The organism is Cryobacterium breve (genome assembly GCF_027594785.1).
Classification (GTDB): Bacteria; Actinomycetota; Actinomycetes; order Actinomycetales; family Microbacteriaceae; genus Cryobacterium; species Cryobacterium breve_A.
Window position 1 is genome coordinate 3,125,457 of record NZ_CP075584.1, and the last position, 11,466, is coordinate 3,136,922.

Genomic DNA, 11,466 nt, shown 5'->3' on the forward strand with positions numbered 1-11,466 from the left:
GCGAACAGGCGAACAGGCGAGCAGGCGAACAGGGGACGCAGGCCGTCGGGCTAGAGGCGGCCGGCGAGCTTCAGCGCGAGGTAGTGGTCGGCGAGGCGGGGCGGCAGCTCGGCGGGCGAACCCGTGACGACATCGGCGCCCTGCTGGCGGATCGCCGCGGCGACCCTGGCGACGTCGAGCAGCGCCCGTTCGGCGGCCGCAGCGCGGTAGACCTGCTCGCGGTCGGCGCGCTCGAGGGTCGCCTGCAGCGTCGTGGGATCGGTGACCGACGCGACGACCACGGTGTGGCGCCGGGTCAGCTGGGGCAGCACCGCGAGCAGGCCCGTCGACGCCCCCGCGGCGTCGATCGAGGTCAGCAGCACGACGAGGGCGCGCTGGCTCGTGATCCCGCGCACCTGGGCCGGCACTCCGGCCCAGTCCATTTCAAGGAGTTCGGGGTCGATCACCGCGAGCGTGTCGACCATCCGCGACAGCAGTTCTGCGCCCTGGGCGCCCTGCACCCTGCCGCGCACCCGCCGGTCGAAGGCGATCATGTCCACCCGGTCCCCGGCCTTCGACGCGAGCGCGGCGAGCAGCAGCGCCGTCTCGAACGCGGTGTCGAGCCTGGTCTCGTCGTCGATCCGCGCGGCGGAGGTTCGACCCGTGTCGATCACGATGACCACCCGGCGGTCGCGCTCCGGTCGCCAGGTGCGCACGACAACGTCGTTGTGTCGTGCCGTCGCCCGCCAGTCGATCGAGCGCACGTCGTCGCCGCGCACGTACTCCCGCAGCGAGTCGAACTCGGTGCCCTGGCCGCGCACGAGCACGCTCGTGCGCCCGTCGAGTTCCTTGAGCCGGGTGATGCGCGAGGGCAGGTGCTTCCGCGCGTTGAACGGCGGCAGCACACGGATGCGCCCCGGCGCTTCGAGCGTGGCCTGGCGCGCCCACAGTCCGAGTGGCCCGTACGAGCGGATCGTGACCCGGTCCACCCGGCGTTCGCCCCGCCGGAACGGGGTCAGCCGGAGGGACACGAGCCCGCGTTCCCCGGCCGGGATGGTCAGCGCCGTCCGGTTGTTGCCGGCGCCGGCCGACGGTTGCCAGGCATCCCGCACCAGAGCCCTCAGGCGGCGCGAACCGGAATTGGTGACATAGAGCAGGCTCGTCACCGTCTCGCCCAGGCGCACCCTCGCCGGCAGGCTGCGTTCGAGGCGCACGGCCCGCGGGGAGCCGGCCAGCGCGAGGTCGAGCAGGCCGAGCCCGAGGCAGAGCAGCACCCACAGGGCGAGGATGGTGCCCGCGGCCGCCGGGCTGCGTCCGAGCAGCACGATGGGCACGACGCCGAGGGCGACGAGCAGCGTGAAGCGACCGGAGACCGTCACCTTAGATCGGAACCTGGACCTGCTGGAGCACGCTGCGCAGGATGGCGTCGACGGAGACGCCTTCGAGCTCGGCCTCCGGCTGCAGCTGGATCCGGTGCCGCCAGACCGGGAGGACCATCGCCTGGACGTGGTCAGGGGTGATCGAGTCGTAGCCGCTGAGCCAGGCCCACGCCTTCGTGGCCGCGAGCAGCGCTGTCGTCCCGCGGGGGCTCACGCCGAGCTTGACGGAGGGGCTGCGCCGTGTCGCGCGGGCGAGGTCCACGATGTACGCGAGCACGTCGGCGCTCGACCCGACCTCCATGACGGCGGCCTGCGCGGCCGCGAGCTGCTCGGCACCGAGTACGGCAGTGACTCCGGCCGCGGTGAGGTCGCGGGGGTCGAAGCCGGCGGCGTGGCGGCGGAGCACTTCGAACTCCGCGTCGCGCTCCGGCACGTCGAGCACGAGCTTGAGCAGGAACCGGTCGAGCTGCGCCTCGGGCAGCGAGTACGTGCCCTCGTATTCGATCGGGTTCATCGTCGCGGCGACGATGAACGGGTCCGGCAGGGGCAGTGTCCGGCCGTCGACGCTGACCTGGCGTTCCTCCATCGCCTCCAGGAGCGCAGACTGGGTCTTCGGCGGTGTCCGGTTGATCTCGTCCGCGAGCAGGATATTGGTGAACACGGGCCCCTTTCGGAACTCGAACTCCCCGGCCCGCGCGTCGTAGATGAGCGACCCGGTGACGTCGCCCGGCATCAGGTCCGGCGTGAACTGCACCCGTTTCGTCTCGAGGCTGAGCGCCTGGCTGAGCGAGCGCACCAGCAGGGTCTTGGCGACGCCGGGCACGCCCTCGAGCAGCACGTGGCCGCGCGCGAGCAGGGCGATGATGAGCCCCGTCACGGCGCCGTCCTGGCCGACGACGGCCTTGCCGACCTCGGTGCGAACCTGCGCGAGCGATTCCCGGAGCGAAACGATGGTGTCAGTCGGTGTGCTCATGGGTCCATTCTTCCGGGGGTGGTTGCGGGGGTGTGGCGGATGCCTGCGGAGCCGCGGGCAGGCCGCTCGCGGCGATCACGGCGCGCTCCAGGTCCTGGAGCCGGTCGGACTGGGCGACGAGGTCCCGGTCCGTGGCCGGGACCCCGTCGACGAGGACGAAGCGTACCTCGGCCGGGGCGCGCCCGGTCAGGGCGGACACCGCGAGCACGACGTCGTCGAGGCTCGCGAGCCTGGACAGCCCGACCCGGGCCGCGAGGCGCTGCACGGTGGCGACCCGCAGGGAATCGAGGGCGCGGAGGCGTGCGTTGCCGCGGGCGTAGAGGCGGGCCCTGCCCTCCATCGTCTCGCTCGCGCGCACGGTCACCGGCAGGTTCTCGGCGACGAGCGGTCCGAGCCGCCTGCCCTGCCACACGGCCGCGGCGAGGAAGACGACCGCGAGGAGCAGGATCGTGGGTGTGACCCAGCCCGGCGTCAACTCGCCGAGGCTCGGCGGGCCGGTGACCGCGACATCCGCCAGGGTCGGCTGGTACCAGATCAGGTCCGCGCTCGCCCCGAGCAGGCCCAGTGCGAGGGCAGCGTGACCGGATGCCGTGATCTCGTCGTTGCTGAAGATGCCGTCGTCGGCAACGAGGGTCAGGCTCCGTGGCCGGCAGGGTCGCGCCGACGACGGCGAAGGAGTTCCGACCGGAAGGGAAACAGCCGCGTTCCGCGGAGTCGGCGGGGAGGCTGAGCGTCTTCCCGCCGGGGGCGACGCTGCCCGCCCTGATCGCAGCGGGCAGGTCGCAGCGATCGCCCGCTCCGTCCAGGCTGTCGGCGACCCCGCCGAAACCGACGGCGGGGGCCAGCGTCTGCAGCAGGAGGAAGCCGGGGGCGACCACGACGGTGCGGGGCGCGAGGGCGGCCATGGCGGAGATCTGGTCGTTCGTCAGGTAGCCGTTCGGGTCAGTGAAGAACAGGGTCGGATCCGAACTCGCAGCGGCGAGCGTGCGGGCCTCGTCGAGGGTGTCCGCGGTCGTGACGTGCGCACCCTGCTGGCGCAGCACCTCGGCGAGGGCGCGGGCGCCCGCCGGTGCGGCGTTGTCGGCGGCGAGCGGGGTTCCGCCGCCCGAACCGGCGCCCGCGAGCAGCGTCGCCGCGATGGCGACGAGCAGGGCGCCGATGCCCGCGAGCACCCAGAACCGGGAGCGTCGTGCGGCGGCGCGCAGGGTTGGAGTCGTCGCCACCGCGACGGTGCCCGCGAGAGTGGTCACTGCGTCGCCGTCGGGGCCGGGTCTTCGCGGATCCTGGGCGTCCGCGTGCGCAGGGCGCTTTCGAGTGCGGCGAGGGACAGGAAGCCGGACTCGGTGCCTTCCGCGCCGAGGTAGCGAACGCCGTCGAAGAGGGCGGCGGCCGTCTGGAGGCTGATCCGTTCCTCCGGGAACGCCGTCGCCGCTCGCTCGGCCAGGCCGTGCGCTGTCGTGCCGGGGGTGGCGAAGAGCACCGTGCGTTCGACGAGCGACCTGGCCAGGGCCCGGAACATCTCGCTGATGGCGAGGTCCCAGTCCTTGTGCGATGCCGCGGACAGTGCGGCCCTGCGCAACTCGTCGGCGGACCGGGCGTCGTTCCTGCCGAACACCTCCTGCTGCAGGCCGCTGCGGCGGTTCCACCGCGGCAGCCCGAAGACGAGCACGGCCACGACGACGACGGCGATGATGACGAGCGTCACGACGAGCGGAACCCAGGGTCCGAGGCCCGCCCCCGACGGAGCGCCGAGCGAAGCGAACCAGTCGAAGAACGCCTTGCTGACCCGGTCGAACCAGGTCGGCCGCGCAGCCTCGTATGGCGGCTTGGCGAGCTCGTCGCGTAACCAGGCCGTGGCCGTCGGGGCATCGGGATCGACAGGGATACTCGCGGGAAGCGTCCCAGCCCACGTCCCCCACGCACCGGTCATGACTGCGGGGCCGCCGGCATCCGCCCGGCCGGGATCAGGTACGGGTCGGCAGCGTCGCTGCCGGGGGTGGATTCGACGAAGCGCTGCAGGTCCAGGTCGAGGCCTTCCTTGCGCATCCGCAGGTCGATATAGATGAGCGCCGTCGTGCCGGACTGGACGACCGCGGCGACGGCGCCGAGCACGAGGCTCAGGAGAATGGTCAGCACGTAGAGGACGATCGCGGGGATCCACGAGTCGACGGCGCCGGTCGGGTCGATGAGTGAGACGGCGACCCCGCCGAGCAGCGACAGCGGCGTCGAGACGATCTGGGAGACGATGTTCACAATCGCGGCGACGAGGAACTGGACTCCGAGCGTGCGCCAGAAATAGCCCCTCGTGAGTGACCAGGATCGGGCGATGGCCGCGCCGATGCCGAGGCGTTCGAGCACGATCAGGCTCGGGACGAGGGAGGTCTTCGTGGCCAGCCAGGCCGAGAGCGCGAGGATGCCGAGCCCGCCGAGAACGCCGAAGACGATCCCGATGACGATGCCTGCTCCTCCGAGCAGCACGAACACGACGACGACCCCGGCGACGACCGCGAGGCCGACGAGGAATGCGCCGCTGAGAATGGCCGCCCAGAGGGCGAGGGGCCATAGGCGCCGGCCCGCCGCCCGCCAGAGCTGGCCGAGCCTGAGCTTCTGGCCGAGCATCGCGCGGGAGACCTCGACGACGATGACGCCCTGGAGCAGCGCGGAGGCGATGACGGAGAGCAGGATCGGCACGACCGCCGACAACACGATGGTGAGGTTGGCGCCGGCCTGGACCGCGTCCTTGTCGGCGAGCGGGGCGCTGTCGACCCGGCCGAGGGCGAGCACCGTCACGGGGCCGACGATCAGCAGGGTGACCAGGAGGATCGCGCCCTGCACGAGCAGTGCGCTGCCGAAGGTGGCCTTGGGATTGCGTCGCAGCACCTGGAAGGGCGCCCAGAGCAGGGAGCCGAAGCCGAGAGGCCGTAACGGGAGGAGGCCGGGGCGCGGCGGCGGTGTCCACGCGGGAGGCGGGCCCCAGGCCTGGGGCGCACCGGACGCCGGCGGCGGCGCGTATTCGCCGTAGCGCGGTCGATCGTTAGCGTCACCTGTCGGGGCGTGCCAGTTCTGCGGGTCCGTCACGAGACCTATGCTGGCATACTCGGCATCGAAACGGGCGCGACGGGCAATGACAGCCCCCCTCGACTACTCTGGTGTCAGTGATTGCATGACTCACCGGGAGTATTCCCTCCGGTGACCTAAGCGGAAAACGGTTGGATGAACGCACGCATTTTGGTCGTCGACGACGACACCGCGCTGGCGGAAATGATCGGCATTGTGCTGCAGGGTGAAGGTTTCGACCCTCACTTCTGCGAGGACGGCTCACTCGCGCTCGACGCGTTCCGGACGGTCAAACCCGATCTGGTCCTGCTCGACCTGATGCTGCCCGGCCTGGACGGCATCGAGGTCTGCACCCTGATCCGCGCGGAATCGGGGACGCCGATCATCATGCTCACCGCACGCACCGATACGACGGATGTGGTCAAGGGCCTCGAATCCGGCGCGGACGACTACATGGTCAAACCGTTCAACCCCAAGGAACTCGTCGCCCGGATCCGAACCCGGTTGCGGCCCGTGTCCACGGAGTCGCCCGCGAACCTGTCGATCGGCGACCTCACCGTCGACGCCGCCGGGCACGAGGTGCGCCGCGGCGACCGGCAGATCGGCCTGACCCCACTCGAATTCGACCTCCTCCTCACCCTCGCGTCCCGTCCCCAGCAGGTCTTCACGCGGGAGATGCTGCTCGAACAGGTGTGGGGCTACCACTACAAGGCCGACACCCGGCTCGTGAACGTGCACGTGCAACGCCTCCGTGCGAAGGTCGAGGATGATCCGGACAACCCCCGCATCGTGATGACGGTCCGCGGTGTCGGGTACCGGGCCGGCGCGGCCATCTAGGCTCCGGATGGCCGAACCGACCGGGTTTGCCCGAACATGGCGCAGGGGGTGGCGCGACTGGCGCGACTGGAGATCCTGGCGCGCCCGACTGCTTCGCACCTGGCGTGCCTCCCTGCAGTTCCGCACCGTGACCATCACGGTCGTGCTGTCCGGCATCGCCATCGTCATGGTCGGCGTGTATGTCTCGGTGAGTGTCGGCAACGACCTCTTCCAATCCCGGCTCAGCCAGGTCGAGCTCGACTCGAACCGGGCCACGAGCGCGGCCCAGGGCATCCTGGACTCCTCGGACGCGGCGGACCGGGTCCAGGTGCAGAGCCTGCTGGCCTCGGCGCGCAGCGCCATCTCCGCGGCGTCCTCGAGCCGGCTTGTCGCCGTGTTCCGGGTTCCCGGCCAGGACCCGTCGACAGCAGCGCCCCAGGACTTCTCGACGTTCGGCGACTCGACAGAAGTCATCTCGCCCGAGCTGCGCACGGCGGTGCAGGGCGCGCCCGGCACCCAGTTCTGGCAGTCGGTGGCCCTCGCGACGGATGACGGCGGCCAGGTCGCCGGGATCGTCGTCGGTTCGCAGATCACCGTCCCCGTCGCCGGCCGGTACGAGCTCTACATCGGCTACAACCTCGGTGAGGCGGAGACGACCCTGCAGTTCGTGCAGCGCACCCTCGGCATCGCCGGGCTCCTGCTCATCATCCTGATCGGCGCGGTGACCTGGATCGTCGTGCGCTTCGTGGTGACCCCGATCCGGGTCGCGGCCGAGACCAGCCAGCGGCTGGCCTCCGGGGACCTCGGCGTGCGGCTGCCTGTGAAGGGCGACGACGTCATCACGACCCTCGCCCGGTCGTTCAACGGGATGGCCGACAGCCTGCAGAGCCAGATCAAGGAGCTCGCCGACCTCTCTGAGGTACAGCAGCGCTTCGTTTCCGACGTGTCGCACGAGCCTGCGCACCCCGTTGACGACGATCCGGCTGGCCGGCGACATGCTCTACGACCAGCGGTCGGCGTTCCCCCGGCGACGAGCCGCACCGCGGAGCCTGCTGCACACCCAGGTCGAACGGTTCGAACTCCTGCTCGCGGACCTGCTCGAGATCAGCAAGTACGACGCCGGGTCCGTCGAGCTCGAGGCGGAGCCGACGAACCTCGTTCACCTCGCCGCCGACGCCGTCGAGGGCCTGCGATCCCTGGCCGAATCCAAGGGTACCCGGCTCAACCTCGTCGCGCCGGGCGGGCACCTCGACGCCGAGGTCGATCCCCGCCGCATCCGCCGGATCATGCACAACCTGATCGGCAACGCGATCGAGCACGGCGAGGGCAAGCCCGTCATCGTCTCGGTGGACAGCAACGAGACCGCAGTGGCGCTCTCGGTGCGCGACTACGGCCTCGGTATGAGCCAGGTCGACGTCAACCACGTCTTCGACCGGTTCTGGCGGGCCGACCCGTCCCGTAAGCGCACCATCGGCGGCACGGGCCTCGGCCTGTCGATCTCCCTCGAGGACGCGACCGTGCACCGCGGCTGGCTCCAGGTCTGGTCGAGCCCGGGGAAGGGCTCGTGCTTCCGGCTGACCCTGCCTCGGACCGCGCGCGGCGAGATCCTGAGTTCGCCGAGCCCGCTGCCGCCCGAAGACGCCGGGTCCGACGGCACGCCGCCGCGCCTCACGCTCGGCGAGGTCGGCAGGGCCGGGATCAAGGGCGCCCAACACGGTGAGGGAGCGACCCATGACTGACCGAAGCGGCGGCATTCGCCGTGCAACCAGGGACACCCGGGCGACCCGTCGAGGGGGACTCGGGCGCGCAGGGGGCACGCTCGCCGCGCTGCTCGTGCTTGCGGTCCTGCTCAGCGGATGCTCGGGGATTCCACGGAGCGGCAGCGTTCGCACCGGGCAGGCGGTCTCGGCGGGGGACAACCCCGCACCCGTCTTCCTGCCGTCGCACCCGCAGGCCGACGCCAGCCAGGAAAGCATCCTGCGCGGTTTCATCGACGCCCAGACCAGCCCGGAGAACGACTACGCGATCGCCCGCGAATTCCTCGCCCCCGGCTTCAGCGGCGCCTGGGCCGCGGATGCCGGGGTGACGGTCGACGACGGGACCGCACGCACCATCGTTCCCGTCGACGGCCAGACCATGCAGTTCTCGGTGAATCCGATCGCCGACGTCGACGGGATCGGCGAATACCACGAGGTGGAGTCTCCCTCGCCCGTTGTGCTGCGCTACCAGTTCCAAAAGGTCGGCGACCAGTGGCGGATCAGCGCTGCGCCGAACGGCACCGTCGTCGACCAGACCACGTTCACCGACGTGTTCAGGCTCCCAGGCCCTCTACTTCTTCGACTCGAGCTTCGCGTTCCTGGTGCCCGACCTGCGCTGGTTCCCGCGCGGGGGCGCCACCCTCACCAAGATCGTCAACGGCGTGTTGCACGGGCCGAGCCCGTGGCTGGGCGGGGCCGTCGTCACCGCGTTCCCCGACGGAACAAAGCTCACAGCGGATGCCGTGCAGGTCGTGTCGCGCGATGCAAAGGTCGACCTCAACGGCGAAGCCCTGAACGCGGACAGGGTCACCCTGCAGCGGATGCGGGCGCAGGCTCATGAGCAGCCTCCCCACGGGCATCACCGTGACGATCTCGATCAACCAGAACTCCCAGGACCTCGGCGACCTCGGCGCCAACGCACCGATCGTCAACCCGCGGGTGGATGCCCGTGCGCTTGTGCTCCGGCAGGGCGCCTTCGGGTTCCTCTCCGCCGCCGGGAAGACGGTCACCCCGATCCCCGGCCTCTCCGACCAGGTCGTCGCTCTCGGGCCGACGGCGGTCACCCTCTCACCGGGTCAGACCGTCGCGGCGGCGCGTGCCGCGACCGGGGTCTCCGCCGTCCGGGTCGGCGAGGTCGCGAAACTACTCGATCCGCGGCCCGGCCTCATCGCACCGGCCGTCGACAACTTCGGATACGTGTGGTCCGTGCCCGCGAACCGTCCGGGCGAGCTCTTCGTCTACAGCCCCAACGGGGATGCGACGGCCGTACCGACCTCCTGGCCGGAGGCCTCCGGAATCGTGGCGCTGCGGGTGTCGCGGGACGGGACCCGGCTGATCGCATTGCTCACCTCCGGAACGGAAACCCGCTTCGTGATCGTCGCGATCAAGCGGGACAAGTTCGTCCCGGTCGCCCTGGGCGAGGAGGTCCAGCTCCAGACCGTCCCAGGCACCCCCCTCGACGCCACCTGGATCGACGAGCTCACGGTCGCGTACCTCGTCGCGCTCCCGACCGGCGAGGACCGGATCGTGACCCAGCAGCTCGGCGGCGTCAGGCTCGAGCATCGAGTCAGCGCCCGGGAGCGCGTCCATCACGGGGAGCAACACCCTGCGCGATGTGCGCGCACTCGCTACAACGGGCAGCCTGATGGTGCAGCGCGGAGTCGGCTGGCAGGAGCGCATCGACGACGTGACACTCGTGGCCACCCAGCAGGGAATCGGCGGGTAGCCGAGGGCCCGTCCTCCACAGGGCCGACGACCGACCGGGCACGCACCGGTGCGCGCCCGCGGCCACGGGATCGCGGCAGGGGGACCAGTCTGGCGGCGTGACCGGAACCGGAGCGACACGGGCCGCGCGGCGGGCCATCCTGGACGCGTGGGCCGTTCTGCTGCCCACGGCGTGCAGCGGATGCGGGGCGCCGGACCGTGCGCTCTGCGCGGCCTGTCGCGCCCGCCTGGCCCCCTGCCGTGCGCGTGACCGAGCGTGGCGGGCTCCGGGTCTGGGCGGGGCTCGACTATGCCGGTGTGCCGCGTCGTGTGATCGCGAGCTTCAAGGACGGCGGGCGAACGGATGCCGCGGCCGCGCTCGCCCCTGCGCTCCTCGCCGCCGTCGTGGCCGCGCTCGCCGCGGTTCAGCAGTCCCAAGGTGCAGTGCAGTCCCAAGGTGCAGTGCAGTCCGAAGGCGCTGTGGAAACGCGCGGTGCCCGGCAGCATCGGGGCGACGGCATCCGCCTGGTCACGATTCCCTCGTCGCGACGGGCCTGGCGGGCGCGCGGGTACCTTCCGGTCGAGCTGCTCCTCTGCCGGTCCGGACTCGCGCCGAGCCGCGTGCTCACCACCAGGGAGACCGCCGACCAGGTCGGGCTCGACCGTGCCGCCCGGGCCAGGAACCGGGACGAGTCGCTCCGCGCCCGGCGCTCCCTGACCGGGGTGCGCTGCCTGCTCGTCGACGACATCGTCACGACGGGCGCCACCGTCCTGGAAGCGCGTCGCGCCATCCTCGCAGCCGGGGGAGAGGTCGTGGGCGTCGCCGCCCTCGCGGAAACCCGGAGACGCCTTCCGGTCACACAACGTTCATCAGAAACCGATTGACAAATTGCGGTGACTTCTCCTGCCGGCAGGGCTACGGTGGAGCTAAAGGCGCGCACCAATCGCCCGGGACCGGGCGGTTCGCCAGATCTGGAGGTCGTCATGGAAACTAACATCGTCGGACGAAACCTGGGGATCACTGATCGTTTCCGGTCATATGCGTCGGAAAAGGCCGAGAAGATCGCCGGCCTGGCCGACAAAGCCCTCGCCCTCGAAGTCAAGCTCAGCCGGAACCGCGAGAAGGGGTCCGCAACGGGCAACGACAGGGTCGAGCTGACCCTGATCGGGAAGGGTCCCATCGTCCGCGCTGAAGCGGATGGTTCGGACAAGTACGCAGCCTTCGACGTGGCACTCGGACGTCTCCTCGAGCGCGTGCGCCGCGCCAAGGACCGCCAGAAGCTGCACCGTGGTGGAGCGCACCGGCCCACCTCCCTGCACGACGCGGCATCCGTGGACTTCAGCGTCGTCGACATCACGCCGGCCGACGCCGAAACCCTCGACGAGGTGCGCACGGGAGTCATCCGGGTGATCCGTCCCACCGAGTCGGAGGCGGCCGCCGCGGCCACCGCAGCCGAGGAAGAAGCGGACGAGGTCTACACGCCGGTCGTCATCCGCCGCAAGGTCTTCTCCGCTGCCCCGATGACCGTCGACGACGCCCTCTACTTCATGGAACTCGTCGGGCACGACTTCTACCTGTTCCAGGACTCGGAGACGAACCGGCCGAGTGTGGTCTACCGCCGCAAGGGCTGGGACTACGGGGTCATCGAACTGGATGAGAACAGCGAGGAGTTGCGGGTCGCCGCCGAGTAAGGCGCCCGGTAGGCCGTCGAGTGCACTCCCTGACCAACTAGCATTGTTATAGTTGCCGCACACCGGCGCACAACAGTGCCGGCGTGGTTCAATCCGTCGCGTGAGCAGC

Annotated in this window: 9 protein-coding genes and 3 pseudogenes; 6 read left to right on the forward strand and 6 right to left on the reverse strand. The window is 70.8% G+C overall.

The features are described from left to right. Positions 1-50: 50 nt before the first annotated feature. From KIV56_RS15210 to KIV56_RS15230, 6 genes and pseudogenes are all read right to left on the reverse strand, one after another. Entirely contained in the window at positions 51-1,358 is a 1,308-nt protein-coding gene (locus tag KIV56_RS15210) for a DUF58 domain-containing protein (protein WP_281534102.1), read from the reverse strand. 1 nt (position 1,359) lies between these two features. Continuing rightward, positions 1,360-2,331 carry an AAA family ATPase gene (locus KIV56_RS15215; protein WP_281534103.1) on the reverse strand — a complete coding sequence of 324 codons (972 nt, stop codon included), beginning with the start codon at positions 2,329-2,331 and terminating at the stop codon, positions 1,360-1,362. After that, a complete protein-coding gene (locus KIV56_RS15220; protein ID WP_281534104.1) occupies positions 2,315-2,806 on the reverse strand; it encodes a hypothetical protein in 492 nt (163 codons plus the stop codon). Before KIV56_RS15220 ends, KIV56_RS15215 begins: the two co-directional genes overlap by 17 nt. Before the next feature lie 217 nt (positions 2,807-3,023). Further along, positions 3,024-3,581: pseudogene (locus KIV56_RS20590) on the reverse strand (DUF4350 domain-containing protein); the annotation flags it as partial. Continuing rightward, on the reverse strand, positions 3,578-4,261 hold the full coding sequence (locus KIV56_RS15225) for a DUF4129 domain-containing protein (RefSeq protein WP_281534105.1): 684 nt from the start codon (positions 4,259-4,261) through the stop codon (positions 3,578-3,580). The gene KIV56_RS15225 and the pseudogene KIV56_RS20590, both read right to left, overlap by 4 nt. Beyond that, positions 4,258-5,409 (reverse strand): hypothetical protein, encoded by a 1,152-nt coding sequence (locus KIV56_RS15230; protein WP_281534106.1) that lies wholly within the window; start codon positions 5,407-5,409, stop codon positions 4,258-4,260. Before KIV56_RS15230 ends, KIV56_RS15225 begins: the two co-directional genes overlap by 4 nt. Positions 5,410-5,544: 135 nt before the next feature. Here KIV56_RS15230 and mtrA point away from each other — a divergent pair, with 135 nt between their 5' ends. The 6 genes and pseudogenes from mtrA (at position 5,545) to hpf (ending at position 11,357) form a co-directional block, all read left to right on the forward strand. Beyond that, positions 5,545-6,225: an MtrAB system response regulator MtrA gene (gene mtrA, locus KIV56_RS15235; RefSeq protein ID WP_281534107.1), complete on the forward strand. Its 681-nt coding sequence runs from the start codon at positions 5,545-5,547 to the stop codon at positions 6,223-6,225. Positions 6,226-6,232: 7 nt separating this feature from the next. Further along, positions 6,233-7,943, forward strand: a pseudogene (mtrB, locus tag KIV56_RS20595) (MtrAB system histidine kinase MtrB). Positions 7,944-8,563: 620 nt separating this feature from the next. Next, positions 8,564-8,698, forward strand: a pseudogene (locus tag KIV56_RS20600) (hypothetical protein); the annotation flags it as partial. Between the two features lie 100 nt (positions 8,699-8,798). Next, the gene (locus KIV56_RS15255; RefSeq protein ID WP_281534110.1) at positions 8,799-9,788 is read left to right on the forward strand and encodes an LpqB family beta-propeller domain-containing protein; all 990 of its coding nucleotides are present in this window, start codon (positions 8,799-8,801) and stop codon (positions 9,786-9,788) included. Between the two features lie 144 nt (positions 9,789-9,932). Next, positions 9,933-10,550, forward strand: coding sequence for a ComF family protein (locus tag KIV56_RS15260; protein ID WP_281534111.1), 618 nt, complete (start codon positions 9,933-9,935; stop codon positions 10,548-10,550). A gap of 99 nt (positions 10,551-10,649) precedes the next feature. Then, entirely contained in the window at positions 10,650-11,357 is a 708-nt protein-coding gene (gene hpf, locus KIV56_RS15265; RefSeq protein ID WP_281534112.1) for a ribosome hibernation-promoting factor, HPF/YfiA family, read from the forward strand. Positions 11,358-11,466 lie beyond the last annotated feature (109 nt).